This is a genomic window from Terrabacter koreensis, from assembly GCF_054783315.1.
This window is the reverse complement of the sequence record NZ_BAAGQU010000002.1, coordinates 281,067-305,625: the sequence shown is the minus strand read 5'-3', so window position 1 is coordinate 305,625 and position 24,559 is coordinate 281,067. Positions and strand designations below refer to the sequence as shown.

The 24,559-nt window shown below is 72.3% G+C and carries 25 protein-coding genes, 1 tRNA gene and 2 riboswitches; of the genes, 11 read left to right on the top strand and 15 right to left on the bottom strand.

The window, feature by feature from the left end; translation table 11 throughout:
* Positions 1 to 39: 39 nt before the first annotated feature.
* The gene (gene leuS / locus ACYVNR_RS01815) at positions 40 to 2,979 is read right to left on the bottom strand and encodes a leucine--tRNA ligase (protein WP_461046157.1); all 2,940 of its coding nucleotides are present in this window, start codon (positions 2,977 to 2,979) and stop codon (positions 40 to 42) included.
* A 218-nt stretch (positions 2,980 to 3,197) separates the two neighbouring features.
* Positions 3,198 to 3,845 carry a lysoplasmalogenase gene (locus ACYVNR_RS01810; RefSeq protein WP_461046155.1) on the bottom strand — a complete coding sequence of 216 codons (648 nt, stop codon included), beginning with the start codon at positions 3,843 to 3,845 and terminating at the stop codon, positions 3,198 to 3,200.
* Between the two features lie 110 nt (positions 3,846 to 3,955).
* Between ACYVNR_RS01810 and ACYVNR_RS01805 the strand changes: the two genes are divergently transcribed.
* Positions 3,956 to 4,330 (top strand): thioesterase, FlK family, encoded by a 375-nt coding sequence (locus ACYVNR_RS01805; RefSeq protein WP_052677197.1) that lies wholly within the window; start codon positions 3,956 to 3,958, stop codon positions 4,328 to 4,330.
* Between the two features lie 10 nt (positions 4,331 to 4,340).
* Here ACYVNR_RS01805 and ACYVNR_RS01800 read toward each other — a convergent pair whose 3' ends face one another.
* The 5 genes from ACYVNR_RS01800 to ACYVNR_RS01780 form a co-directional block, all read right to left on the bottom strand.
* Complete coding sequence (locus tag ACYVNR_RS01800) at positions 4,341 to 4,682, bottom strand: 2TM domain-containing protein (protein WP_461046363.1); 342 nt, start codon at positions 4,680 to 4,682, stop codon at positions 4,341 to 4,343.
* A 127-nt stretch (positions 4,683 to 4,809) separates the two neighbouring features.
* Positions 4,810 to 5,421 (bottom strand): hypothetical protein, encoded by a 612-nt coding sequence (locus ACYVNR_RS01795; RefSeq protein ID WP_461046153.1) that lies wholly within the window; start codon positions 5,419 to 5,421, stop codon positions 4,810 to 4,812.
* A gap of 92 nt (positions 5,422 to 5,513) precedes the next feature.
* Positions 5,514 to 6,722: a hypothetical protein gene (locus ACYVNR_RS01790; RefSeq protein WP_461046151.1), complete on the bottom strand. Its 1,209-nt coding sequence runs from the start codon at positions 6,720 to 6,722 to the stop codon at positions 5,514 to 5,516.
* A 129-nt stretch (positions 6,723 to 6,851) separates the two neighbouring features.
* A complete protein-coding gene (locus ACYVNR_RS01785; RefSeq protein WP_461046149.1) occupies positions 6,852 to 7,202 on the bottom strand; it encodes a DMT family transporter in 351 nt (116 codons plus the stop codon).
* Entirely contained in the window at positions 7,202 to 7,516 is a 315-nt protein-coding gene (locus tag ACYVNR_RS01780) for a DMT family transporter (protein ID WP_461046147.1), read from the bottom strand. Before ACYVNR_RS01780 ends, ACYVNR_RS01785 begins: the two co-directional genes overlap by 1 nt.
* 9 nt (positions 7,517 to 7,525) lie before the next feature.
* A riboswitch (guanidine-III (ykkC-III) riboswitch) is annotated at positions 7,526 to 7,591 on the bottom strand.
* A gap of 104 nt (positions 7,592 to 7,695) precedes the next feature.
* Between ACYVNR_RS01780 and ACYVNR_RS01775 the strand changes: the two genes are divergently transcribed.
* Positions 7,696 to 9,972, top strand: a complete 2,277-nt coding sequence (locus ACYVNR_RS01775; protein WP_461046145.1) for a CHAT domain-containing protein — start codon at positions 7,696 to 7,698, stop codon at positions 9,970 to 9,972.
* A 3-nt stretch (positions 9,973 to 9,975) separates the two neighbouring features.
* Positions 9,976 to 11,889, top strand: a complete 1,914-nt coding sequence (locus tag ACYVNR_RS01770; protein ID WP_461046143.1) for a caspase family protein — start codon at positions 9,976 to 9,978, stop codon at positions 11,887 to 11,889.
* A gap of 72 nt (positions 11,890 to 11,961) precedes the next feature.
* Here ACYVNR_RS01770 and ACYVNR_RS01765 read toward each other — a convergent pair.
* The 6 genes from ACYVNR_RS01765 to ACYVNR_RS01740 form a co-directional block, all read right to left on the bottom strand.
* Positions 11,962 to 12,034, bottom strand: a tRNA-Ala gene (locus ACYVNR_RS01765).
* A gap of 83 nt (positions 12,035 to 12,117) precedes the next feature.
* The gene (locus ACYVNR_RS01760; protein WP_461046141.1) at positions 12,118 to 12,771 is read right to left on the bottom strand and encodes a histidine phosphatase family protein; all 654 of its coding nucleotides are present in this window, start codon (positions 12,769 to 12,771) and stop codon (positions 12,118 to 12,120) included.
* Entirely contained in the window at positions 12,768 to 13,178 is a 411-nt protein-coding gene (rsfS, locus tag ACYVNR_RS01755; RefSeq protein WP_045190073.1) for a ribosome silencing factor, read from the bottom strand. Before rsfS ends, ACYVNR_RS01760 begins: the two co-directional genes overlap by 4 nt.
* Complete coding sequence (nadD, locus tag ACYVNR_RS01750; protein WP_461046139.1) at positions 13,175 to 13,798, bottom strand: nicotinate-nucleotide adenylyltransferase; 624 nt, start codon at positions 13,796 to 13,798, stop codon at positions 13,175 to 13,177. Before nadD ends, rsfS begins: the two co-directional genes overlap by 4 nt.
* A 17-nt stretch (positions 13,799 to 13,815) precedes the next feature.
* Positions 13,816 to 14,034 carry a hypothetical protein gene (locus ACYVNR_RS01745; RefSeq protein ID WP_045190076.1) on the bottom strand — a complete coding sequence of 73 codons (219 nt, stop codon included), beginning with the start codon at positions 14,032 to 14,034 and terminating at the stop codon, positions 13,816 to 13,818.
* 9 nt (positions 14,035 to 14,043) lie between these two features.
* On the bottom strand, positions 14,044 to 14,691 hold the full coding sequence (locus ACYVNR_RS01740; protein WP_461046136.1) for a DUF402 domain-containing protein: 648 nt from the start codon (positions 14,689 to 14,691) through the stop codon (positions 14,044 to 14,046).
* Positions 14,692 to 14,789: 98 nt separating this feature from the next.
* Here ACYVNR_RS01740 and ACYVNR_RS01735 point away from each other — a divergent pair, with 98 nt between their 5' ends.
* Positions 14,790 to 15,971, top strand: coding sequence for a glycosyltransferase family 2 protein (locus ACYVNR_RS01735; RefSeq protein ID WP_461046135.1), 1,182 nt, complete (start codon positions 14,790 to 14,792; stop codon positions 15,969 to 15,971).
* On the opposite strand, the gene ACYVNR_RS01730 is transcribed toward ACYVNR_RS01735, so the two are convergent.
* Positions 15,956 to 16,651, bottom strand: coding sequence for a class I SAM-dependent methyltransferase (locus tag ACYVNR_RS01730; RefSeq protein WP_045190078.1), 696 nt, complete (start codon positions 16,649 to 16,651; stop codon positions 15,956 to 15,958). The genes ACYVNR_RS01735 and ACYVNR_RS01730 overlap by 16 nt on opposite strands.
* Before the next feature lie 46 nt (positions 16,652 to 16,697).
* Positions 16,698 to 17,981, bottom strand: a complete 1,284-nt coding sequence (locus tag ACYVNR_RS01725; protein WP_461046133.1) for a glutamate-5-semialdehyde dehydrogenase — start codon at positions 17,979 to 17,981, stop codon at positions 16,698 to 16,700.
* A 222-nt stretch (positions 17,982 to 18,203) separates the two neighbouring features.
* Positions 18,204 to 18,315: riboswitch (TPP riboswitch) on the top strand.
* Between ACYVNR_RS01725 and thiE the strand changes: the two genes are divergently transcribed.
* The 7 genes from thiE (at position 18,314) to thiC (ending at position 24,502) form a co-directional block, all read left to right on the top strand.
* On the top strand, positions 18,314 to 19,012 hold the full coding sequence (thiE, locus tag ACYVNR_RS01720) for a thiamine phosphate synthase (RefSeq protein WP_461046131.1): 699 nt from the start codon (positions 18,314 to 18,316) through the stop codon (positions 19,010 to 19,012). It overlaps the preceding riboswitch by 2 nt.
* Positions 19,009 to 20,226, top strand: coding sequence for a glycine oxidase ThiO (gene thiO, locus ACYVNR_RS01715; RefSeq protein WP_461046129.1), 1,218 nt, complete (start codon positions 19,009 to 19,011; stop codon positions 20,224 to 20,226). Before thiE ends, thiO begins: the two co-directional genes overlap by 4 nt.
* Positions 20,223 to 20,423 carry a sulfur carrier protein ThiS gene (thiS, locus tag ACYVNR_RS01710; protein WP_045190085.1) on the top strand — a complete coding sequence of 67 codons (201 nt, stop codon included), beginning with the start codon at positions 20,223 to 20,225 and terminating at the stop codon, positions 20,421 to 20,423. The genes thiO and thiS overlap by 4 nt, the downstream gene beginning before the upstream one ends.
* 2 nt (positions 20,424 to 20,425) lie before the next feature.
* Complete coding sequence (locus tag ACYVNR_RS01705) at positions 20,426 to 21,226, top strand: thiazole synthase (RefSeq protein WP_461046126.1); 801 nt, start codon at positions 20,426 to 20,428, stop codon at positions 21,224 to 21,226.
* Positions 21,223 to 21,936 carry a thiamine phosphate synthase gene (locus ACYVNR_RS01700; RefSeq protein WP_461046124.1) on the top strand — a complete coding sequence of 238 codons (714 nt, stop codon included), beginning with the start codon at positions 21,223 to 21,225 and terminating at the stop codon, positions 21,934 to 21,936. Before ACYVNR_RS01705 ends, ACYVNR_RS01700 begins: the two co-directional genes overlap by 4 nt.
* Positions 21,933 to 22,757 (top strand): bifunctional hydroxymethylpyrimidine kinase/phosphomethylpyrimidine kinase, encoded by an 825-nt coding sequence (gene thiD / locus ACYVNR_RS01695; protein WP_461046122.1) that lies wholly within the window; start codon positions 21,933 to 21,935, stop codon positions 22,755 to 22,757. Before ACYVNR_RS01700 ends, thiD begins: the two co-directional genes overlap by 4 nt.
* Complete coding sequence (gene thiC / locus ACYVNR_RS01690; protein WP_461046120.1) at positions 22,754 to 24,502, top strand: phosphomethylpyrimidine synthase ThiC; 1,749 nt, start codon at positions 22,754 to 22,756, stop codon at positions 24,500 to 24,502. Before thiD ends, thiC begins: the two co-directional genes overlap by 4 nt.
* Positions 24,503 to 24,559: the final 57 nt, after the last annotated feature.

The window sequence follows — 24,559 nt, the reverse complement described above, 5'->3', positions numbered from 1 at the left end:
CGTCACGGAGCGTTCTCTCGATCGGGGAAGGGGACGACGTCAGAGGGGGACGACGTTGACGAGCTTGGGGGCGCGGACGATGACCGTGCGCACGCCGGCCCCGGTCGCCGCCTTGACCTTGTCGCGGCCGAGCGCCAGCTCGCGCAGGTCGTCCTCGGAGATGTCGGGGCTGACCTCGACCCGGTCGCGCACCTTGCCCTTGATCTGGATGACGCAGGTGACCTGCTCCTCCACGATCTTGGCGGGGTCGCTCACGGGGAAGGCGGCATACGCCACCCCACCCTCGTGGCCGAGGCGCTGCCACATCTCCTCCGCGATGTGCGGGGCGACGGGGGCGAGCATGAGCACCATCGCCTCGACGACCTCGCGGGGCGGCACGTCGAGCTTCGTCACTGCGTTGTTGAGCTCGATGAGCTTGGCGATGGCAGTGTTGAACCGCAGCCCCTCGAAGTCCTCGCGCACGCCGGCGATCGTCTGGTGCAGCTGGGTCGTCAGTGCCTGGTCGACCTCGACGTCGGCGACGCGCACGTCACCGGTGGCCTCGTCGACGACGTTGCGCCACAGGCGCTGCAGGAACCGCTGCGACCCGACGACCGCCCTGATCTCCCAGGGCTTGCTCAGCTCGAGCGGGCCCATCGACATCTCGTAGACGCGGAAGGTGTCGGCGCCGTAGGCGTCGTACATCTCGTCGGGGCTCACGGAGTTCTTGAGCGACTTGCCGATCTTGCCGTACTCGCGGTTGACCTGCTGGCCCTCCCACGTGAAGGTCGGCTCCGCACCGTGCGCGCCGGGCGTCTCCTCGACCTCGGCGGCCGGGACGTACTGTCCGCGGCTGTCGGTGTAGGCGTACGCCTGGATGTAGCCCTGCGAGAAGTACTTCCGGAACGGCTCCTCGCTGCGCACGTGGCCGAGGTCGTAGAGCACCTTGTGCCAGAAGCGGGCGTAGAGCAGGTGCAGCACGGCGTGCTCGACACCGCCGACGTAGAGGTCGACGCCGCCCGGGTCACGCGTACCCGTGGGCGCGCCGTCGACCGGCTCGTCGTGGCGGCCCAACCAGTAGGCCTCGTTGGCCGGGTCGACGAACTCGTCGTGGTTCGCGGGGTCGAGGTAGCGCAGGTAGTACCAGCACGAGCCGGCCCAGTTGGGCATCGTGTTCGTCTCGCGGCGGAACTTCCGCAGGCCGCGTCCGTCGCCGAGGTCCTTCTCGACCTCGACCCACTCGGGCACGCGCGACAGGGGCGGCTCGGGGCTGCTCTGGGCGTCGTCGGGCTCGAACGTCTTCGGGCTGTAGTCGGGCACGTCGGGAAGCGTCAGCGGCAGCTCGTCGTCGGGCACGGCATACGCGACGCCGTCCTCGTCGAACATGATCGGGAACGGCTCGCCCCAGTAGCGCTGGCGGCTGAAGAGCCAGTCGCGGATGCGGTAGCTGATGGTGCCCTCGCCGATGCCCCTGGCCTCGAGCACCTCGATGATGCGCGCCTTTGCGTCGGCGACGTGCAGGCCGTCGAGCGAGACGAGGTCGTTGCTCGAGTTGATCGCGACGCCGTCGCCGAGGAACGGCTCGTCCTCGGGGTGACCCTCGGCCGGCTGCACGGTGCGGACGATCGGCAGGTCGAACTTCTCGGCGTACTCCCAGTCGCGCGTGTCCTGGCCCGGCACGGCCATGATCGCGCCGGTGCCGTAGCCCATCAGCACGTAGTCGGCGACGAACACCGGGATGCGCTCTCCGGTAACGGGATTCGTGGCCCACGAGCCGGTGAAGACGCCGGTCTTGTCCTTGCCCTCGGTCTGGCGCTCGACGTCACCCTTGCGCGACGCGGCGAGCTGGTATGCCGCCACGGCCTCCTTCGGGGTCGCGCTCGCGCCCTCGTCCGTCCCCTTCCAGGCCTCCTTGGTCCCCTCGGGCCAGGAGCCCTGTGGCACCAGGACGTCGACCAGCGGGTGCTCGGGGGCGATGACCATGAACGTCGCGCCGAAGATCGTGTCGGGGCGGGTCGTGAAGACGTCGATGCCCGCCTCCTCGCCCGATGTGGTCACGGCGGGGAAGGTGACGCGCGCGCCCTTGGACCGGCCGATCCAGTTGCGCTGCATGAGCTTGACCTTCTCGGGCCAGTCGACGCCGTCGAGGTCGTCGGCCAGGCGGTCGGCGTACGCGGTGATCCGCATCTTCCACTGGCTGAGGTTGCGGCGGAAGACGGGGTAGTTGCCGCGCTCGGAACGCCCCTCGTTCGTGACCTCCTCGTTGGAGAGCACCGTGCCGAGCCCGGGGCACCAGTTGACCGGCGCCTCGGACGTGTAGGCCAGGCGGTACCCCTCGAGCACCTTCGCCTGCTCGGTGGCGGACAGGTCGGCCCACCCACGGCCCTCGGCGTCATCGACGGCGCGACGGCCCGATGCGAAGTCCTCGACCAGCTCGCTGATGGGGCGGGCCCTGCCCTTGCCGCCGTCCTCGCGCACCGCGTCGGCGTCGTACCACGCGTCCCAGATCTGCAGGAAGATCCACTGGGTCCACTTGTAGTACTCGTCGTCGATCGTCGCGAAGGTGCGCCGGTTGTCGAAGCCCAGCCCGAGGCGGCGCAGCTGGCGCTTCATGTTGGTCATGTTCTCCTCGGTGGTCTTCCGAGGGTGCTGCCCGGTCTGGACGGCGTACTGCTCGGCCGGCAGGCCGAAGGCGTCGTAGCCGAGGGCGTGCAGGACGTTCTTGCCGAGCATCCGGTGGAACCGGCTGTAGACGTCGGTCGCGATGTAGCCGAGCGGGTGGCCGACGTGCAGGCCGACGCCGCTCGGGTAGGGGAACATGTCGAGCACGATGAGCTTCTCGCCGCGCGCGGCGACCTTTTCGGGCTCGGCCCACGGACCGGCCGGGTTGGGGGCGTTGAACGTGCCCTCCTCCTCCCAGCGGTCCTGCCAGGCCGTCTCGATCCGCTGAGCCATCGCGGCCGTGTAGCGGTAGGGAGTCTCGTTCGTCTGCTCGCTCATGTCGTCTCTCTCGTCGCTGCTCGTCGGGCAAAAGAAAACCCCTCGCACAGGAGGGGAAGCCGCGTTGATGTCGGGAGTCCCGACCTTCGTCAACGCGGCTGCGGAAGGAGCAGCAGGCCAGCCATGCGCCCAAGGTTAGCGCAGCCGTAGACGCGCCCGCGTGGAGGTTTGTGGTCGCCGGGGCAACGGCAAACCTCCATGGGCTCCGGTCGGTGCGTCTAGCGGAAGAGCGCGACGACGATGAGGGCCTGGGCCAGGTGGTAGGTGACGATGACCGTCACCGGCGCCCAGCGGCGCGCCTGCACGAACCGGTCGTGTCCCAGGACGGCGTCGGAGGTGACGAAGACGGCGCACCCGAGGAGCAGCAGCCAGTCCCCGCTCCACGCGGCGACGAGGAGCAGAGCACTGAGGACGAGCTGGTAGACGAGCACCGGCACCTTCTGCTCGCCGGAGTGGCGCACGATGTCGCGCCCCACCTTCGCGTGCAGCAGCACCACCGCGGGGGCTGCGACGACGAGCAGCCACGGGAAGCCGCCGGCGGGAGCCATCCCGACGATCGCCCAGATGTAGGCGACGTGGGCGAGCAGGAACGCCCCGAGCCCCACGAGGAACCGGGTCTCGGTCGAGTCGAGGAGCGCCACGTCGCCGACGAGGCAGAGGGCGAGCGCCACCACGACCGGGAGCAGCTCGGGCGAGCCCGGCACCCGTCCCTCCCAGTGGAGCGACCAGGCGACGGCCATGAGCAGCACGACGACGAGCGGCTTCGTCACCCGCTCGACGACCTGCTCGCCGCGCAGCACCGAGCGCCAGTTCGTCACTGCGGTCACGGCGAGCGCCACGCCGAGGACCCAGAGGTGTGTCGTCACGGGGCAACGCTCCCAGCCTTCGGCCGCTCCCGCCTCACGGACACGCGGCGCGGGTTCACCACCTGTCGAGACGAATCGGCAGACGAGTCGTTCTCTGCCAGACTCGACCAATGCCCATGCGCAAGTTCCAGCACACCGTCTCGGCCGACGACACTGCTGCCCAGGTCGGCAGCGGTGACCTCGACGTCCTCGCCACCCCTCGCCTCATCACGTGGTGCGAGAACGCGGCCTTCCAGGTCTGCAAGCAGAACATCGACGCCGACCACACCACCGTCGGCACGATGGTCAAGATCGAGCACGTCAAGGGCAGCCCGGTCGGCTCCGAGGTGACGGTGCACTGCGCCGAGCCCATCAACGACGGCCGGCGCCTCGTCTGTCACGTCACCGTCACCGACCCGGAGGGCGAGGAGCTCGCCAAGGGCGAGATCCACCGCGCGGTCGTCGATCCTGACCGCTTCATGAGCAAGTGCCAGCGCGTCCTCTGACGCGCCGGCCTCAGCGGCGACGCAGCCGCTCGATCTCCGCCGCCACCTGCGCCTCGGTCGGCTCCTCGCGCACGTAGACCTCGTAGAAGTTGGCGACGAGGCCGATCCCCCATCCGGCGAGCACGAAGACCGGCCAGAAGAAGCCGTGGGTCGTCATGGCCCACACGACGACCACCACCGCGTTGACGAGGCAGTAGATCAGCAGGTGCGCCCGGAAGTCGGCCTTCTTCTTGAGCCGGTCGAGCGCTCTGCCACGCAGGTCCCCCTCGGCGACGGGGGTCTCGGCGGAGCTGTCGACCGTGGGGTCGGGCGTGCCGGAGGTGGGTTCGACCGGAAGCTGGTTCGCGGTCATGGTCGTCACCAGTCCTTCTCGGGCCGCCGCGCGCGTTCCACGCGGCTCCCTCCCTCCAGCGTAGGCACAGCGAACCCGCCCGGCTGCCGGTCGTGCGGCGGATCACCCCGCTGCCGGGCGCGGGCCGTCAGAGCACGTACGCGTCGCCGTCGCGTCGCAGGCCGAGGCCGGAGTAGTAGGGCTCGACCATCCCCGGGGGCGGCAGGAATCGCCGGTAGCCGCGCTGCCGCAGCAGTCCCTCCTTGCCGAGGATGAACTCACCCGGCGACAGGTCGCGGTAGCGCGGGGTCACCCAGTCGAGGAGCAGCTGCGCGGTGCCGTTGCCCGCGTCGCGGCCGATGACGACACCGACGGTCTCGTCGCCCTTGAGCACGAGGTAGCTGACGTCGCCGGAGAAGGGGTCGTAGACAAACTCGGGGTTGAAGCGGCGGATGTCAGCCTCGTGGACCCGCAGGACGTGGCGCAGGTAGGTGTCGTCGCCTGCGACCTGGAGCACCTCGAAGGCGCCGGCGTCGTGCTTCTCGCGCGACATCCGGGCGAGGTAGAAGACGTTGATGGCGGCGAGGACGACGTTGAGCCCCACCATCGGCCAGACGTGGTTGACCGTGTTGTAGCCGATGAGGACGATGCAGCCGACGAGGTTGATGACGCGCAGCCGGTGCAGCTGCGTCTGCAGCAGCGACCAGACGAGCACCGCAGACCCGATCCAGCCGATGACCTCGAGCCACCACGAACCCATGCCGCGACACTAGTGCGACGCGAGAACGGCGGCGAGTGCCCCGGACCCGGAGGTCGGCGGGGCACTCGCCGGCACGAAGGCGTGGAGCCGGCTCAGGCGTCGGGCGCGACGAGCTCGGGCAGCATCGCCTCGAACTGCGCGTCGAGGGTCAGCGACGGCAGGACGTGGCCCTGCTTCTGAGCGGCCTTGGCGACCGACCAGCCCCACGTGGACGCCGCGAGGCGCTGGTTCGGCGTGCCGTGGTGCCCGGGCTTGTCGAAGTTGCAGTCGCCGACCTGGAAGAACGACTGCTCCGCCTCGAGCACGCGGGCCGCGTTGAGGGCGAGACCGCGCTTGTGCGTCACGAAGTACGTGCCGAACGCGTCGGCCATCAGCTCGGTGCGGCGGGTCGCCTCGGCGCCGGTGAGGGGCGAGGCCGTGAGGCCGGCGTCGTACTGCACGTGGTGGGCGTACTCGTGGCCGAGCACTGCTCGCGGGCCGACGTCGCCGACCCCGATGGCCTGCAGCGCGGCGAGCATGCCGTCGCCGAAGACGAGCTTGTCGGGGAGGCGGCGCAGGACCGGGTCGGTCTCGCCCGCCGCGGTGAAGGCGAAGGCGTTGAGCGTGAAGATCGGGCTCTGGCCGCCCTCGAGACCCGGGTCGGTGGCGACCAGCTCGACCACGGCCCCGGCGATCGCGTCCGCCGGGGAGCGGGGCACGCCGAAGGCGACCTGGAGGACCTGGCTGACGCGGGCAGGGTCGGTCATGACGTCGCCGTGCATCGCCATGAGCTGGATGTCGGACCCATCGGTGTCCCAGAACCTCTGGGCGGCCCGGAACGACTGGGACAGCTCGTTGGCGTAGGCCTTGGGCAGCGCGTAGCCGGGGGCACCCTGCGCCCCGAACAGGATCGCGTCGTAGGTGGCGTAGTCGAGCGCACCCACGCCGGCGAGCGCCGCGAAGACCTCCGGGTCGACCTTCGCCAGGACGCCGCCCACGTACGCGTTGAGCCGGGTGGGCGCGCACTGGTGCTGCGCCGGGTCGATGACGCGCTCGACGACCTCCTGCGCTGCGGACCGCTCGATGCCGAACCGGTCGAGGGCGGCAGCCTGGCGCGCCTCCCAGTCGGCCGGCCGGTTGGCCTCGATGGTCGCCAGCAGCCGTGCGGTCGTCGGGTCGTGGGTGGTGGCGCCGGTCGCCGACGGTGCCGCTGCAGCAGTGGGCGCGATGGTGGTGGCCGCCGAGGCGACCGTTGCTCCGGTGGCCCCCGAGATGGCCAGCGACGTGACGAGAGCGATCGACCAGGTCGTGGTCCTGCGCACGTGAGAGTCCCTTCGTGTCGTGCCCCGGCCGACTGCCGTGGGCGACGCGACCATCATCACCGGCAGCGGCGACACGCACCACGGAACGGCCCAAACAACGCACTTCGGACCACGACCCGAGCGGACTCGTCAGCCGGGCGGCGCCTGCGACCCCGCGCCATGCTCATGACCGACGAGCTTGAGTCCGATGACCGCCCCCACGATGCCGGTGAGCAGCAGCACCCTCACGAACGACGGCTCCTCGCCGCCGGTGGCCATGGCCCACGTGACGGTGAGGGCGGCACCCACACCGGTCCAGACGGCATACGCGGTGCCGATGGGGATGGTGCGCACGGCGCGCGCGAGCCCGACCATGCTGAGCGCGCCCGCGACGAGGAAGACGACGGAGGGGACCGGACGGCTGAGGCCGTCGGAGGCCCCCAGGGCCGAGGCCCAGACCGCCTCGAGCACCGCGCTGGCGAGCAGGACGAGCCACGGCATCACGCCACCGCCTTGAGGCCGGCGACGCAGCCGACGAGCACGACGAGCAGCACCGCGCGGGCCGCGCCGAGACGTTCCTCGCGCCGGGCGACGGCGAGCAGCACGGTGCCGACGGCACCGATCCCGACCCACACGGCATACGCGGTGCCGGTGGGCAGGCCCGTCATGGCCCACGCGAGCCCGACCATGCTCAGCACGAGGGAGACGGCGAACAGCAGCGTCGGGCGGCGGCGGCGGAAGCCGTCGGAGGCGGCGAGCGCCGTGGCCCAGACCGCCTCGAGCGCGCCGGAGAGGATGAGGACGAGCCAGTGCATGGCGTTCCGATCTGGCCGTCTTGTCGCTGGGCGGGTACGGCTCCCTCGTCCGCGAGCGCGGCTGGCGCGCTCGCGGACGATTCTACCGAGACGTCGCCTTCGGGTCGAAACGACGTATCAGACCGGCCCGCCCGGCGTACTGTCTTTCGCAAGCGCGTACCTGCGGACAGAGGACCGCCATGGGTCGTGAATACCTCGACTTCGACGTCGCCGTCACCCGTGAGGGCCAGGGGTATGCCGCTCGCGTCCTCGCGTCGCCCGTCGGCGAGGCGTCGGCGCCGTTCACGCTCCCGTTCTCGGCGACCGACCTCGCCCAGTTCATGCTCGCGGTCGGGCCACCCCGGGTCTCCTCGCGCCGGCTGGCGCCGGCCGAGGCCCGCGTCGTCGACGTCAAGGAGTACGGCCGCCGGCTCGGTGACGCCCTGCTCGGTGGTGACGTCGGGCGGGCGTTCCGCGACAGCCTGTCCGCTGCCGGCGCCCAGGGCCGGGACCTCCGCCTGAGGCTCCGGCTCGACGCCGTGCCCGACCTCGACCCGGTGCCGTGGGAGTACCTCTACGACTCCGCGCTCGGTCGCTTCCTCACCCTGTCGCAGGAGACCCCCGTGGTCCGGCTCATCGACTCGCTGGAGCGGCCCCCGGTCGTGACCGTCGACGCGCCGTTGCGCGTCCTCGTCATGGTGTCGAGCCCGAGCGACATGCCTCCGCTCGCCGTCGACCGCGAGGAGCAGCTGCTGAGGGCCACCACCGGCGACCTCGTCGCAAGCGGCCGGCTCACCGTCACGGTGCTCGACGACGCGACCCTGACCGGTTTGCAGCGTGCCCTGCTCGACGACTACCACGTGCTCCACTTCATCGGGCACGGCGGCTTCGACCACGAGGCGCAGGAGGGCGTGCTCGTGCTCGAGCGCGAGGACGGCACCGCGCACCGGGTCTCGGGCGCCCGCCTCGGCACGCTGCTGCACGACGCGCGGACGATGCAGCTGGCAGTGCTCAACGCGTGCGAGGGGGCCCGCACCTCGGGCCGCGACGCCTTCTCGGGGGTCGGGCAGGCGCTCGCCCGACAGGGGCTGCCCGCGGTCGTCGCGATGCAGACCGAGATCTCCGACCGCGCCGCACTCGTCTTCAGCCACGAGTTCTACTGGTTCCTCACCCGCGGGCTCGGCATCGACGCCGCGATCTGCGAGGTGCGCAAGGCGATGGCGGTCTCGGACGAGGCGTCGGAGTGGGGCACTGCGGTGCTGCTGCGGTCGGGCGTCGACCAGCCCTTCAGCTTCACTGCGAGCGCCACCGACGCGGCCGACCGGCCGGAGAGCCGGCTCGAGTCCCTCTACGACGCCGCGCAGGGAGCCATCAAGGCCAACGCCCCGAGGATGGCGCTGCCGCTGCTCGAGCAGATCGCCCGTGTGCGCCCCGACTACCAGGACGTCACCCAGCTGCTCGAGCGCGTGCGACCGACCGTCCAGCAGGAACCCGTTCACCCCGAGACCGTGACCCCACCCGTCGAGACGGGCCCCCGCCCCCACCGGACCGGCCCCCGACCCCTCGAGACCGGCCCCAGACCTGAGACCAGCCCACGCCCCTCCCCCACGCCCGAGGGGCCGGACCGGCGGCACCGCGAGCGACCGGTCGGCACCTGGGTCCGGGCCGTCGTCCTCGTCGCCGTGCTCGTCGGCGGCTGGTTCGCGTGGCGGGTCCTCCCGACGCTGCTGCAGAAGGCCGACCCGCTGGTGTCGGCGGCGTGCGGGTCGAGCGCCGCGGCCCCCGGCACGACCGACCTCGTCATCGGGTGTGCCCCCATCGCGCCGACGGCCGACGGTTCGTTCGACGACTGGCGCTCGGTGCCCGAGCACGACGTCGACGCAGCCGTCTTCGGTGGCGCGAACCGTCGCGCGGGACTCACGGGCACGTGGCAGGCGCTGTGGGACGGCGAAGCCCTCTACCTCCACGCCATCGTGGCCGACCCGGTCGTCACCACCGCGGAGGGGGCCGCCCCGCAGTGGTGGAACGGCGACGCCGTCTCCTTCGAGATCGGGCCCGACGCGCGCAAGCTCGGCCGCACCGTGCCGGTGCGCAAGGGGCAGGACTTCCACGTCATCCTCGCCCTGCGCGACGGCACCGACCGCCGGGCCGCAGCCGACGTCAACACGGTCGGACCCAGCTCGAAGGGCAGGCCCGTCTTCGCGAACGGCGCCGCGCAGCCGGCCATCTCGGTCGTCGCGCGCCTGCGCGACGGCGGCTACGAGCTCGAGGCACGCGTCCCGTGGTCGGCGGTCGGCCGCACGGTCGCCCCCCAGCGCGGCGACGTGCTGGCGATGAACGTCAACATCAGCGACGCCAAGGGGTCGGGCGCCGACTGGATGCTCCGGACGATGCTCAGCAGCAACCCCCAGCGCACGGGACCGAACCAGAACCTGCCCGCTCGCTGGCAGAGCGTCGCGCTCGGGGACTCGGGCTGACCGATGTCCGGCCGGCTCTACGCCCTGCTCGTCGGGATCGACGCCTATCCCGCCCCGATCCCGCCGCTCTCGGGCTGCGTCAACGACGTCGCGGGCATCGCGGCGCTGCTGCGCGAGCGGGTCGGGGACACGGCGCTCGACCTCGTCGTCCTCACCGACGCCGAGGCAACGAGGGCTGCCGTGTCCGACGGCTGCGCCCGGCACCTCGGCCGGGCCGGACCCGAGGACGTGGCGCTCTTCTACTACAGCGGCCACGGGTCCCAGCAGGCGGCGCCGGAGGAGCTGTGGGACCGTGAGCCGGACCACCGCAACGAGACCCTCGTCTGTGTCGACAGCCGCACCGAGGGCAGCTGGGACATCGCCGACAAGGAGCTCGCCGGGCTGCTGGAGGGCATCGCCGCGACGGGCTGCCACACGCTGGTCGTCCTCGACTGCTGTCACGCCGGGGACGGAACGCGCGACGCCGACGACGTCGTGCGCCTGGCCCCACCCGACCCGCGGCCACGTCCCGCAGCGAGCTTCCTCGGCCTCGCCACCCGCTCCGGACGGTGGACGCCGGTCGGACGCCACGTGCTGCTGGCTGCCTGCCGCTCCTCCGAGACCGCCAAGGAGGTCACCGTCCAAGGGCGCCAGCGGGGAGCTCTGTCGGCGGCGCTCGAGGCCGCGGTCCTCGACACCGACGGGCGCCCGTCCTACCGCGACGTCCTGCGCATGGTGACCGCCGACATCGCGAGCCGCGTCCGCGACCAGCACCCGCAGGTCGAGACCGCCGACGCGACCGAGCTCGACCGCCCCTTCCTGGGCGGCGCGCTGCCGTCCACGCCCCGCCCGCTCACCCTCAGCCACCTGCCCGACGGCTGGTCCATCGACGCGGGCGCCGTCCACGGCGTGCCATCCCCGATCGGCGACGACACGACCGAGCTCGCCGTCTACCCGCTCGGCGGCGAGACGTCGGGTTCGCCGCTCGCCACGGCGGCGGTGACCCGCGTGCTGACCGATCGCAGCATCGTCACCCTCACCCCCGACCTCGACCCGGCCTTCGTCTACCGCGCCGTCGTGACCTCGATCCCGCTCGAGCCGGTCCGGGTGTCGGTCGTCGGCGACAGCGCGGGGGCGGCCGCCCTCAGGCGGGCCGCCGACCATGCCGATCAGACGCTCGTCGACCTCGTGGAGGGCAACGAGGTGGTCGACGCCGACCTCGTCGTCCAGGCCAACCCAGGTGGCTTCGTCATCACCCGCCCCGGCGTGACGCGACCGCTCGTGCCCGTCGTCGAGGGCGAGGCCCGCGAGGAACGCACCGTCGGTGCGCTCGAGCGCGTGGCCCGCTGGCTGCGCCTCAGCGCCCTGCGCAACCCGGCCACCCGCCTCCCCGACGACGCCGTGCAGGTCGAGGTCGACGCCGGCACCGGCCCGGTCCGGGCGGGCGGCACCGCCACCATCGCGTATGCCGGCAGCGAGCCTCCCCGTTTCACCGTCCGTCTCGCCAACACCACCCGACACCCCCTGTGGGCCGCGCTCATCGACCTGACGGAGACCTACGGCATCTTCACCGACGCCTTCCCCGCCGGGTCGATCGCCCTGCGCCCGGGCGAGTCGACCGCCGTGGACCTCGTCGGACAGGTTGCCGACGAGCTCTGGCGAGCGGGAACGGTCTCGCTCCGCGACCAGCTCATGGTCGTCACGAGCACCATCGAGTTCGACCCCCGCAGCCTCGAGCAGGACGAGCTCGACGTCAGCGCCGCGCCCACTTCGCGGCCGGGCCCGAACCGCGGTGCCGACCTCCCGGAGGCGGCCTCCAACCTCGAGCGAGCGCTCCAGGGGACGCGGACCCGGCGCCTCGGCCCCAGTGCACGCGCCGCCGCCGTCGCCGACTGGCGCACCGACTCGGTCTTCGTCGTCACCAAACGACCGCGCTGACAAGGTGCCTGCAGAAGGGCGCCGAGAACGAAGAAGGACCGGACGAGATCGTCCGGTCCTTCTTCGCATGTGTGGAGCTGAGGGGACTCGAACCCCTGACCCCCTGCATGCCATGCAGGTGCGCTACCAGCTGCGCCACAGCCCCTTGCGGGTGGCCGCTCCGTGAAGCGACTGCGTAACCATAGCGAATGGTCAGCCCTTCGCCAAAATCGGGGGCGGCCCTGGGTCTCAGACGTTCCAGGGCCCGAGGTTCCACCCGCTGATGCGCCAGCGGGTGAGCGCGGAGAAGCTCTTGCCGACCTCGACGAGCTCGATCCAGTGACAGTTGTCGAGGCCACGGAAGACGGCGTCGGAGAGCTCCTGGTCGAGCCCCACGAGGTCGCTCGCGGCCACGCGCGCGGAGACCCCGTGCGCGACGACGACGGCCGTCTCACCGGGCAGCAGCTCGCGTGCGACCTCGCGCAGGACGGCCCCGGCTCGCACGGCGACCTCGGCCCGGGTCTCACCCGTGACCCCACGCGGCGGGTCCTCGCCACGGTCGAGGGCGGCGACGAGGTCGGGGTACTGCTCGCGCACGTCGTCCGCGTGCATGCCCTGCCACTCCCCCACGTGGACCTCGCGCAGGCGAGCGTCGAGGCGCACCTCGACATCGGTCAGCCCGGCGATGGCATCGGCCGTCGACGCGGCCCGCTGGAGGTCGCTCGACACGATGAGTGCCGGCGCGTACGCCGCCAGGTGCGGGGCCGCGGCAGCGACCTGCTGACGGCCGAGGTCCGACAGGGCGGTGTCCTTGTGGCCCTGCCAGATGCGCGCCGCGTTGTCGACGGTCTCGGCATGCCGCACGACGACGATCCGCCGTGGGCCCGGCGAGCCGGTGGTCACGCCTGCTCGACCTCGTCGTCGGTCCCGACACCCGCGCCGGCAGGCGCGTCGACGGTCGACAGGTCGATCTCCGGGCAGTCCTTCCAGAGCCGCTCGAGGGCGTAGTACTCGCGCTCCTCCTCGTGCTGCACGTGCACGATGATGTCGCCGAAGTCGATGAGCACCCAGCGGCCCTCGCGCTCGCCCTCGCGTCGCACGGGCTTGCTGCCGAGGTCGCGCAGCCGGTCCTCGACCTCGTCGACGATGGCGCCGACCTGCCGCTCCGACGGGGCCGACGCGATGACGAAGACGTCGGTCAGCGGCATCTGCTCACTGACGTCGATCGCGAGCACCTTCTCGGCGAGCTTCTCCTCGGCGGCGAGGCCTGCGGCCTTGGCGAGCTGGAGCGAACGGTCTGCTGCGGTCACGGATCTCCTAGGGGCGCTGCCGACGACGGAGCCGGCACAGTGCCTGCGCTCGCCAGGTCGGCGGCATACAGGCGGTACTTGTTGATGTACTGGACGACCCCGTCGGGCACGAGGTACCAGACGGGCTCGGCGTCGGCCACGCGCTGGCGGCAGTCTGTCGAGCTGATTGCCATGGCGGGCACGACCTGGAGGGTGACCCGGTGCTCCGGGAGACCCTTGTCGGACAGCTCGTGGCCCGGCCGGGTCACCCCGACGAAGTGAGCCAGCTCGAAGAGCTGCTCGGCGTCCTTCCACGACAGGATCTCGGCCAGGGCGTCGGCGCCGGTGATGAAGAACAGCTCGTCGTCGGGACGCTCGGCCTTGATGTCGCGCAACGTGTCGATCGTGTAGGTCGGGCCGGGCCGGTCGATGTCGACCCGGCTGACCGTGAAGCGCGGGTTGGAGGCCGTCGCGATGACGGTCATGAGATAGCGGTGCTCGGCGGGAGAGACGTGCCGGTCGGCCTTCTGCCACGGCTGGCCCGTGGGCACGAAGACGACCTCGTCGAGGTCGAAGAGCGACTGGACCTCGCTGGCGGCCACGAGGTGGCCGTGATGGATCGGGTCGAACGTCCCACCCATGACGCCGAGGCGCATGGTCAGTGGTGGGCTCCGTCAGGTCCGCTCGCCGTGCCGTGCGTGCCCTCGCCGCGTCGCGGCGCCTGCACCTTGTAGGCGGTGTTGCGGAAGCTCCACGTCACGGCCAGGGCCACGAGGAAGAGCGCGAAGGTGATGAAGAAGTAGGCGATCACCGGCATGGGAAGCTCGCGGGCGGCTTCCTCCCCCTCGGTGACGAGTGCGAGGACACGATCAGACATGCGGCCAGCCTAGCGCCCGGACAAGCGCCCCGACTCACCAGCCGTCCCCCTGGCTGCCGAGGCCCGCCGCAGCCAGGCGTGGCCCACGGACGCGAACGGCTCGTCCCCGGCGGCGACCGCCGCGAAGACGAGGTCGCGCCACCGCTCGGCCAGGGCCACCACCTCCTCGGGGTAGCCGAGCTCGACCTGGTGCTGCGCGAACTCGTCCTCGTCGTCGACGTAGAGGTGGTGGCCCTCGCGCGTCAGCACCACGTCGAGGTCCAGGTCGACCATCGTGACCTCCCACGCGGGGCCGCCGTCCGTGTCGTCGCGGGGCTGCCACACCGGCTCGTCGGTCATGTCGACGTAGACGCTGACGTGCTTCGACTCGGGATAGAACCCGGCGGCATACGCCCCCTCGTGCGGGACGAACGACACCCAGTCGTGCTCCTCGACGAACGCGGCGCCCGGCCGCGAGCACCACGTGCCCGCCGGGGAGAACCACCAGTGGCCGTGCTCGTCGGCGCCCAGGTAGCTGCCCGTCCACTCCCAGTGGCGGCCGCCGCCCCACTTCGTGCACCGCCCCGCGACCGGGGTCCCGGGTGCGAGCCCACCCGGCGGCATACCTCGGCTGTCGGTGGCACGTGGCACGAGAGGGGCGTCGTCGGTCTCGGTCACGCGCGGCACGCTACCCGCAGCGGCGTCGACCCGCCCGACACAGCCCGGCCACAGCACGGTGACAGCGGCGCCCCACCAGCGGCCGTACCCTTGTTCGCATGGTTCCTGAGTTGTCCGTGGTCATCCCGATGTACAACGAGGAGGAGGTGCTCCCCCTCCTCGTCGAGCGGCTCCGCCCGCTCCTCGACGGCATGGGCACGACCTACGAGGTCGTCGCGGTCGACGACGGCAGCAAGGACCTCACCGCCGCGTTGCTCCAGCGCTACCACCGGGAGTGGCCGCAGCTGCGGGTCGTGCGACTGCGCGCCAACGCCGGGCACCAGGCCGCCATCTCGGCGGGGCTGGTCAGCGCCCTCGGCGACTACGTCGTCACGCTCGACGCCGACCTGCAGGACCCGCCCGAGATCATCCCGCAGATGCTCTCCGCCGCGAAGGACGACGGCGTCGACGTCGTCTACGGCGTGCGCAACGACCGCTCGACCGACACGTGGTTCAAGCGCGTCTCGGCCCAGGCCTTCTACCGGCTGATCGGCCTCATGTCGCAGACCTCGGCGCACGCCGACGCCGGCGACTACCGCCTCATGTCGCGTGCCACCGTGGACGCCATCAACAGCCTCCCTGAGCACAACCGGGTGCTGCGCTTCATCGTGCCGGCCCTGAACTTCCCCTCCGACACGGTCGAGTACAAGCGCGAGGAGCGCGCGGCCGGCGACTCGAAGTACCCGCTCCTCAAGATGGTCAAGCTCTCGCTCGACTCGCTCACCGGCTTCTCGACGGCGCCGCTGCGGGTGGCGACGTTCGCGGGCTTCGCCGGAGCCGTCCTCGCGGTGCTGCTCTTCCTCTACACGCTCGTTGCGCGGGCCCAGGGCCACACCGTCGCGGGCTGGACCTCGACCGTCGCCATCGTCTCCGGCGTCGGTGCCGTGCAGCTGGTCTGCGTGGGCATCCTCGGCGAGTACATCGGACGGATGTACTCCCACATGCAGGGTCGGCCCACGTACTTCATCGCCTACGACTCCCTGACCGCCGACACCGGTGCGCACGGTCCGACCGACACGCCCCTGCCTGCCCAGCCGAGCGAGGCCCACATCCACGGGACGACCACGTCAGCGCCCGCGGTCGCTCCGGTCGCCGGCCACACGCCCGGCAGCGCCGCCGCAGCTAGCACCACGGGCGCCGCTGGCACCACGGGTGCGGCGGGTGTCGCGGGGCCAACGGGTGCCCCGACCAACGGGTCGGCGACGGTGGCCGAGCCCGAGCGGACTCAGCTGCGCGGCTGAGCCCGCACGAGCAGGCTGACGCCCGGCAGCTGCTTCACCGGGAGGTAGCGCTCCGCGGTGATGATCGTGCGCAGCCCGAAGTTCACGATCGGGTGCAGGTCGTCGAGGTCGGAGCCCGAGCTGACCTTGCGGCGCATGGCGACGACCGGGCGCAGCAGCACGTTCCACGAGCGCACGTCCTTGATCTCGAATCCACCGCGCTCGAGCAGCGAGAGCAGTCCGTCGCGGGTGTAGCGACGCACGTGGTCGACGGCCTCGTCGTGGCTCGACCACAGCTTGGGGTCGGCCGGCACCGCCACGAGGTAGGTGCCACCGGGCTTGAGCACACGGTGCACCTCGGCGACTGCTGCGTCGTCGTCGTGGAGGTGCTCGAGCAGGTCGAACGCCATGACGAGCTCGAGGGAGTCGTCGGCCAGCGGCAGCTTCGTGGCGTCGCTGCGCAGGGTCGGGAGGCCGCGGCCCTTGGCGACCTCGGCCCCGTCGGCGCCGTACTCGAGGGCGACGGCGTCCCAGCCGTGCTCACGCAGGACGCGGGTGTTGCCCCCGCCCGCCGCGCCGATGTCGAGGGCGCGTCCGGGGGTCAGCCCCGAGATGGCCTTGGCCAGGAGGTGGCGCCGCTCGCGGTACCACCAGTGGTCGTCCTCCAGCTCGGCGAGCTTGCGGACCTCGGTGCCTTCCATGGACGGACATCATGCCACCCAGCCGGGGCGGGCGTTCCGCCGCCCGTCAGCGCGTGTGGCCGTCGCCCTCCACGACCCATTTCGTCGTGGTCAGCTCGGGCAGCGCCATCGGTCCGCGGGCGTGGAGCTTCTGCGTCGAGATGCCGATCTCGGCGCCGAAACCGAACTCTCCGCCGTCGGTGAAGCGAGTACTTGCGTTGACCATGACGGCAGCGGCGTCGACCTCGGCCGTGAAGCGGCGGGCTGCGGCGCGGTCCTCCGTGACGATCGCCTCGGTGTGCCCCGTGCCGTAGCGGCGGATGCGGTCCATGGCCTCGTCGACGTCGTCGACGACGGCCACGCTCATCTCGAGGCCGTGCCACTCGGTGCCGAAGTCGGTCTCGCTCGCGAGGTCGTATGCCGCACCGGCGGCCTCGGCGTACTGCGTGACCTCGGGTGCCACGTGCAGTCGCACGCCTGCCCCGGCGAGGTCGGTGAGGGCCTTGGGCAGGAAGTCGGCAGCGACGTCGCGGTGCACGAGCAGCGACTCGGCCGCGTTGCAGACGCTGGGCCGGTGGGTCTTGGCGTTGAGGGTGATCGCCTGCGCCTTGTCGAGGTCGGCGGCGCGGTCGACGTAGACGTGGCAGACGCCGACGCCCGTCTCGATGACGGGCACGGTGGACTCGCGCACGACGGTCTGGATGAGGTCGGCGCCCCCGCGCGGGATGACGAGGTCGACGTGGCCGCGTGCGGTCATCAGGGCTCGCGCGGCGTAGCGCCCGCCCTCCTCGAGCAGAGTGATGGCCTCGACCGGAAGCCCTTGTGCCGCAAGGGAGTCGCGCATCGCCTGGACGAGGGCGTGGTTGCTGCTGGCCGCGGCCGAACCGCCGCGCAGCAGCACGGCGTTGCCCGACTTGAGGCAGAGGCCGGCGGCGTCGACCGTGACGTTCGGGCGGGCCTCGTAGATCATCCCGATGACACCCATCGGTACGCGCACCTGACGGATCTGCAGGCCGTTCGCGAGCGTCGAGCCCCGGACGATCTCACCGACGGGGTCGGGCAGGGCCGCGACGTCGCGCAGGGCCTGGGCCACCGCCGCGACGCGGGTCTCGTCGAGGCGGAGCCGGTCCTGCAGGCTCTCGCTCATGCCGCCGGCACGGCCGCGCTCGATGTCCTCGGCGTTGGCCTCGACGATCGACGGGGTGGCGGCCTCGACGGCGTCGGCCAGGCGCAGCAGCGCGGCGTCCTTCTCGGCGCGTGACATGAGGGCGAGGCGGCGCGAGGCCACCCGCGCACCGTCGGCCAGGGCGTTGACCTGCTCGACGACGGTGGGGTCGATCGTCTGGGACATGCGACCAGCGTAATTCGTGCTGCGAGGCACTGGCCCGGGCTTCCGCGCCGTGGACCGACGGACCGCCACCAACAACGTCGCCCGTGCTTGCGGCGCTGCGCTCGTGCCGCTCGTGACGCTCGTGACGCTCGTGGCGCTCGTGCCGCTCGTGACGGTCCGGCCGGCGAGAGGGCTGACCGTGGTCCCCGGATGCGGTGGGCATCGCGGTGTGGTTATGGTTGCGGCGTCCTTCACGGGAGTCCGGCGCACCGGGCTGAGAGGGGGCTGACGCGGCCCCGACCGTCCACACCTGATCCGGATCATGCCGGCGCAGGGACCAAGGAGTCGCGTCCATGCCACGAACCACCGGGGGCCTCGTCCCCGCCCTGCACGTGCTCACCGACACCCGCGGGGGTCGTGACCCGTTGCCCGACGTGCGAGCCGTCGTGTCCAGCGGTCCGTGCGCGATCCAGGTCAGGGCCAAGGACCTCTCCGACCGCGACCACCTCGCCCTCACCGCCGCCGTCGTCGCGGTGGCCCGCCCGGCCGGCTGCCTCGTCCTCGTGGACGACCGGGTCGACGTGGCGATCGCCGCGGACGCCGACGGCGTGCACCTCGGCGCCTCCGACCTCCCGGTCGACCTCGTGCGCACCATCACCCCGCCGGGCTTCGTCATCGGCGCCACCGCCCGGGACGCCGCAGCGGCCCGTGCGGCCGAGGCCGCAGGCGCCAGCTATCTCGGCGTCGGCCCGGCGTACGCGACGACGACGAAGCCGGGGCTTCCCGACCCGATCGGGCCCGATGGAGTCGCTGCCGTCGCCGCGGCCACGGACCTGCCGGTCATCGCCGTCGGTGGTGTGAGAGTGGCCCACGTGCCGGCCCTGCGTGCTGCCGGCGTGCACGGCGTCGCGGTCGTCACCGCCGTGAGCGAGGCCGCCCACCCGGCTGCCGCTGCCGCCGCCCTGGCCGCTGCGCTCGGAACCCCACCGACACCACCGGCGGCGCCCTGGGCGCCGCGGTCCGAGTCCGGGGCGACCACCATCCGCCGTTGAGCCGGGCCTCCGCTCCGCGGGGAGCGCGACCGTCCGGCTGGCAGCGCGTCGCCGTCATCGGCGGCGGGATCATCGGGCTCGCCTGTGCCTGGCGCCTTGCCGAGCGCGGGCACGCGGTCACCGTCTTCGACCCGAATGTCGCGGGCGGAGCGACGCACGCGGCTGCCGGGATGCTGGCTCCGGCGAGCGAAGCCGTCTTCGGCCAGGACGCCCTGCTCGCGGCGGGGTTGGCTGGTGCACGCGAGTGGTCAGGCTTCGCTGCCGACCTGACGCGCGTGGGCAGTGAGGACATCGAGCTGCGCCCCCACGCGACCCTGCTCGTCGCCCTCGACGCGGACGACGAGGCCGCCCTCGCGCGGCACGCCCGACACGTCGAGCGCCGGCACTGCCCCGTCGAGAGGCTCGCCGCCCGCTCGGCCCGGCGGCTAGAGCCGGCGCTGTCGCCCAGGGTCCGGGCTGCGGTGCGGCTCGCCGAGACCGCCGTCGACCCGAGGGTCGTCGCACGAGCCCTGGCGACCGCGCTCGTCGCGAACGGCGGCGCCCTCGTCCCCCTGGAGGTCGAACCCGACGTACGCGCGGGGCGGGCCACCGGCGTACGTGCTCGAGGGACCGGTGGCGTACGCGATGGGCAGCCCACGGGTGCAGCCGGGCTCGCCGACGAGGGGCGCACCTACAATTCGGACGTCGTCGTCGTGGCCGCGGGCTGGGCGTCAGGGCCGTTGGCCTCAGCGCTCGCTCACCCCGTGCCGATCCGTCCCCTGAAGGGACAGGTCCTGCGGCTCGGCGCCACGCCCGGTGCGCTCACCCACACCGTTCGCGCCACCGTTCGCGGTCGGGAGGTCTACATCGTGCCCAGGCCCGGCGGCGAGGTCGTCGTCGGCGCGACGAGTGAGGACGTCGGCGAAGACCCGACCGTGACCGCCGGCGCCGTCCACGACCTGCTGCACGACGCGATCGAGGTCGTGCCCGAGCTCGCGGAGGCTGGACTTCTCGAAACCACCGCCCGGCTCCGGCCGGCGACCGCCGACAACCTGCCGCTCGTCGGTCCCACGTGCGTCGAAGGACTCGTCCTCGCGAGCGGCCACGGGCGTGACGGCGTGCTGCTCGCACCCATCACCGCCGACGCCGTCGTCGCCCACGTCGAGGGGCGGCCGCCTCCCCGGGCCATGGAACCCCTTGCCGCCCGACGCCTCTGCCATAAGGAGCATGCATGACCATCCACCTCAACGGCGCCGAACGCATCGTGCGACCCGGGACGACCGTGAGCGACCTTCTCGCCGACCTGGGGCTCACCCCGCGAGGCATCGCCGTGGCGCTCGACCACGTCATCGTCCCTCGCTCGGCCTGGGCCGCGACCGTCGTGACCGTCGGCGCGCGCGTCGATGTCGTGACCGCGATGCAGGGCGGCTGACGATGGCGGAGCTGAGTCCCGCGTCCTCCGTATCACCGGATCCCCTTGTGGTGGCGTGCCGCTCGTTCGGGTCGCGGCTCATCCTCGGCACCGGTGGCGCGACGAGCCACACCTCCCTCGAGGCTGCGGTGCGGGCGTCCGGCACCGAGCTCGTCACCGTCGCGATGCGTCGTGTCCCCCGGGGTGGCGCCGGCGGGCTGCTCGACGTGCTCGCGCGCTGCGACGTCTCGCTGCTGCCCAACACGGCAGGCTGCCGCACAGCCCGCGAGGCGCTGCTCACCGCCCGCCTGGCACGCGAGGCCCTCGGCACCGACTGGGTCAAGCTCGAGATCGTCGCCGACGACCGCACCCTGCTGCCGGACGTCGTCGAGCTCGTCGAGGCCGCCGACCAGCTCGTGCGCGACGGCTTCGTCGTGCTGCCCTACACGACGGACGACCCGGTCGTGGCCCGGCGGCTCGTCGACGCCGGGTGCGCGGCGGTCATGCCGCTCGGTTCGCCGATCGGCACTGGCCTGGGCGTCCGCAACCCGCACGCCATCGAGCTCGTCCGCGACGCCGTGGACGTGCCCGTGGTGCTCGACGCAGGGATCGGCACGGCATCGGATGCAGCGCTCGCGATGGAGCTCGGCTGCGACGCCGTGCTCCTCGCCACCGCGGTAACGCGCGCTGAGGACCCGGCCGCGATGGCGGCCGCCATGCGTCACGCCGTGGTGGCCGGTCGACTCGCCCGCCTCGCCGGGCGGGTGCCCATGCGCCGGCTCGCTCTCGCCTCCTCCCCGAGCGAAGGCCTGGTCGAGCCATGACGCGCCGGGCTCTCGGTGCCCCGCGGGTGCTCGTGCTGACGGACCGGGCCCAGGTGCGCACGGGCAGACGTCTGCTCGACGTCGTCGAGGCAGCGCTCGAGGGCGGCGCGGACACCGTGCTCGTGCGCGAGCGAGATCTCGCCGACGACGTACGCGCGGAGTTCGTCCGCGACGTGGCTTCCCTCTGCGCGGACGCCGCTGCGCTCCTCGTCGTCGCTGCACCGGCGCCCCCGGGCCTCACCTCAGCCGTCGGGCTGCACCAGCGCGGCACCGACCTGGGACGGGCGCCGGCGCCGATCGTCGGCCGTTCGTGCCATGGCGCCGCCGACCTGCTGCGGGCGGCAGACGACGGGCTCGACTACGTGACGCTCTCGCCGGTGTCGGCGACGGCGTCGAAGCCCGGCTACGGCCCTGCGCTCGGGATCGCCGGACTGAGGGCCTCCATCACGACCGCTCACCGCAGCCGCGCGTCGCTGCCGCGACTGCTGGCACTCGGCGGCATCGGCCCACACGACGCCGGGCGCTGGGTCACCGCCGGAGCCGACGGCGTCGCGGTCATGGGCTCAGTCATGCGCTCCGACGACCCGCTCGGCACGACGAGGGCCGTCGTCCGCGCCGTCTCGGCCGCGCTGCACGGGCGCAGGACCCGTCCCGAACCCGCCCCCCTCGCCCACCTCGGCGCGGGTGTCGATCGACGGCATCGCAGATGAGCACGCCCCCCGTCGTGCTCACCATCGCCGGCTCCGACTGCGGGGGTGGCGCCGGCATCCAGGCCGACCTGGCGACGTTCGCTTCCCTCCGCGTCCACGGCACCAGTGCGGTCACCGCCGTCACCGTGCAGGACACGACCGGCGTCCATGCCGTCCACCGGGTTCCGACCGCCGTCGTCGTCGACCAGGTCCGGGTGCTCCTGCGCGACCTGGCGCCCCACGCGACGAAGAGCGGGATGTTCGGTGACGCCGAGACGGCCCGAGCTGTTGCCGCCTTCGCCGCCGACGGGCGCCTGCCCCGCCTGGTCGTCGACCCCGTTCTCGTCTCGACGAGCGGCCACGCCCTCGCCACGGACGACGTCCTCGCCGTGATGCGCGACGACCTGATCCCGCACGCAGATGTCGTCACGCCCAACACCGACGAGGCGGCAGCCCTGCTCGGCTGCTCACGGGCGGGCTCTCTCGAGGACCAGACCGACCAGGCCCTGCGGCTGCTCGAACTCGGGTGCGCAGCCGCCGTCATCACGGGAGGCCTCACCGAGGGAGCCCGGCACGACGTGCTCGCGACACGAACCGGCATCCACGTCCTGACCGGCCCGGACCTCGTCACCTCGAACGACCACGGCACCGGCTGCACCTTCGCCGCCGCGGTCGCCGCCGGACTGGCCCACGGACGCCCTGTCGAGAGGGCCGTGGGCGACGCCGGGGCGTTCGTCCGGAGCTGCCTCACCGCAGCAGCCGGCTGGCAGCTGGGCCGTGGCCGCGGACCCGTCAGCCACCTCGCACCGACCACCACCGACTCCAGAGGAGACTCCGCATGACCGACAGGCAGCCCGACACCGAGCCCGACACCGAGCCCGAGACCCGGCCCGCCGCCAGACGCAAGGTCCACACGCCGAGCCGGCCACACGGCATACCCGTGCCGTCGACCGAGGTCACCCTCTCGGGGGGCCACGCCCCCTTCCACCTCTACGACACGTCGGGTCCCGGCAGCGAGCCGGAGGTGGGGCTACCGCCGCTGCGCGCGGACTGGGTGTCCGAGCGGGCCGACGTCGAGGCGTATGCCGGCCGCGAGCGGTCGCTCGCCGACGACGGGCGTTCGGCGGTGCGCCGCGGTGAGGCGTCCCGCGAGTGGCGTGGCGAACGCCGGGAGCCCCTGCGCGCCAAGGGGTCCCGACGCGTCACCCAGATGGCGTACGCCCGTGCGGGCATCGTGACGAAGGAGATGGAGTTCGTCGCCACCCGCGAGGCCTGCGAGGTCGAGCTGGTGCGCTCGGAGGTCGCGGCCGGGCGCGCCATCATCCCGAACAACGTCAACCACCCGGAGAGCGAGCCCATGGTCATCGGGCGCGCCTTCCTCGTGAAGGTCAACGCCAACATCGGCAACTCCGCCGTGACGAGCTCGATCGCGGAGGAGGTGGAGAAGCTGACGTGGGCCACCAAGTGGGGCGCCGACACCGTCATGGACCTCTCGACCGGCGACGACATCCACACGACCCGCGAGTGGATCGTGCGCAACTCCCCCGTCCCGATTGGCACCGTCCCGATCTACCAGGCCCTCGAGAAGGTCGACGGCGACGCGAGCCGCCTCTCGTGGGAGGTCTTCCGCGACACCGTGATCGAGCAGTGCGAGCAGGGCGTCGACTACATGACCGTCCACGCGGGCGTGCTCCTGCGCTACGTACCGCTGACCGCCCAGCGAATCACTGGCATCGTCAGCCGCGGAGGCTCGATCATGGCCGGCTGGTGCCTCGCCCACCATGAGGAGAACTTCCTCTACACGCACTTCGACGAGCTCTGCGAGATCTTCGCCCGCTACGACGTCGCGTTCAGCCTCGGCGACGGCCTGCGGCCGGGCTGCACGGCCGACGCGAACGACGAGGCCCAGCTCTCCGAGCTGCGCACGCTGGCCGAGCTCACCTCTCGCGCCTGGGAGTTCGACGTCCAGGTCATGGTCGAGGGTCCCGGCCACGTGCCGCTCGACCTCGTCAAGGAGAACGTCGACCTGCAGCAGGAGTGGTGCCACGGAGCGCCCTTCTACACGCTCGGGCCGCTCGCCACCGACGTCGCCCCCGGCTACGACCACATCACCTCGGCGATCGGCGCCACCCACATCGCCTGGCACGGCACCGCGATGCTCTGCTACGTCACGCCGAAGGAGCACCTCGGCCTCCCGAACCGCGACGACGTCAAGACCGGGGTCATCACCTACAAGCTCGCCGCCCACGCCGCCGACGTCGCCAAGCGGCACCCGTACGCGCGTGACTGGGACGACGCCCTGTCGCGGGCCCGGTTCGAGTTCCGCTGGGAGGACCAGTTCAACCTCTCGCTCGACCCCGACACCGCGCGCGCCTTCCACGACGAGACGCTGCCGGCCGAGCCGGCCAAGACGGCGCACTTCTGCTCGATGTGCGGTCCGAAGTTCTGCTCCATGCGGATCAGCCAGGACGTCAGGAGGTATGCCGCCGAGCGGGGTCTCACGCACGACGTGGCCTCACGGGCCGGCGTGGAGGAGAAGAGCCGGGAGTTCGTCGAGCTCGGCTCGACCGTCTACCTGGCCCCCTGACCCGACGACGACATGTGGTCAGCCCGGCTGACGGCGCCCGGCCGTCACTAGGCTGAC

Bases quoted from the DNA above. Each gene is read 5' to 3' on its own strand.
- thiC (WP_461046120.1), top strand. From the start codon at position 22,754: ATGACCGACAGGCAGCCCGACACCGAGCCCGACACCGAGCCCGAGACC.
- ACYVNR_RS01700 (WP_461046124.1), top strand. From the start codon at position 21,223: ATGACGCGCCGGGCTCTCGGTGCCCCGCGGGTGCTCGTGCTGACGGAC.
- ACYVNR_RS01775 (WP_461046145.1), top strand. From the start codon at position 7,696: ATGGGTCGTGAATACCTCGACTTCGACGTCGCCGTCACCCGTGAGGGC.
- ACYVNR_RS01780 (WP_461046147.1), bottom strand. From the start codon at position 7,516: ATGCACTGGCTCGTCCTCATCCTCTCCGGCGCGCTCGAGGCGGTCTGG.
- ACYVNR_RS01800 (WP_461046363.1), bottom strand. From the start codon at position 4,682: ATGACCGCGAACCAGCTTCCGGTCGAACCCACCTCCGGCACGCCCGAC.
- ACYVNR_RS01735 (WP_461046135.1), top strand. From the start codon at position 14,790: ATGGTTCCTGAGTTGTCCGTGGTCATCCCGATGTACAACGAGGAGGAG.
- thiD (WP_461046122.1), top strand. From the start codon at position 21,933: ATGAGCACGCCCCCCGTCGTGCTCACCATCGCCGGCTCCGACTGCGGG.
- thiS (WP_045190085.1), top strand. From the start codon at position 20,223: ATGACCATCCACCTCAACGGCGCCGAACGCATCGTGCGACCCGGGACG.
- ACYVNR_RS01805 (WP_052677197.1), top strand. From the start codon at position 3,956: ATGCCCATGCGCAAGTTCCAGCACACCGTCTCGGCCGACGACACTGCT.
- leuS (WP_461046157.1), bottom strand. From the start codon at position 2,979: ATGAGCGAGCAGACGAACGAGACTCCCTACCGCTACACGGCCGCGATG.
- ACYVNR_RS01730 (WP_045190078.1), bottom strand. From the start codon at position 16,651: ATGGAAGGCACCGAGGTCCGCAAGCTCGCCGAGCTGGAGGACGACCAC.
- ACYVNR_RS01725 (WP_461046133.1), bottom strand. From the start codon at position 17,981: ATGTCCCAGACGATCGACCCCACCGTCGTCGAGCAGGTCAACGCCCTG.
- ACYVNR_RS01770 (WP_461046143.1), top strand. From the start codon at position 9,976: ATGTCCGGCCGGCTCTACGCCCTGCTCGTCGGGATCGACGCCTATCCC.
- ACYVNR_RS01745 (WP_045190076.1), bottom strand. From the start codon at position 14,034: ATGTCTGATCGTGTCCTCGCACTCGTCACCGAGGGGGAGGAAGCCGCC.
- nadD (WP_461046139.1), bottom strand. From the start codon at position 13,798: ATGGGTGGGACGTTCGACCCGATCCATCACGGCCACCTCGTGGCCGCC.
- thiE (WP_461046131.1), top strand. From the start codon at position 18,314: ATGCCACGAACCACCGGGGGCCTCGTCCCCGCCCTGCACGTGCTCACC.
- ACYVNR_RS01705 (WP_461046126.1), top strand. From the start codon at position 20,426: ATGGCGGAGCTGAGTCCCGCGTCCTCCGTATCACCGGATCCCCTTGTG.
- ACYVNR_RS01785 (WP_461046149.1), bottom strand. From the start codon at position 7,202: ATGCCGTGGCTCGTCCTGCTCGCCAGCGCGGTGCTCGAGGCGGTCTGG.
- ACYVNR_RS01795 (WP_461046153.1), bottom strand. From the start codon at position 5,421: ATGGGTTCGTGGTGGCTCGAGGTCATCGGCTGGATCGGGTCTGCGGTG.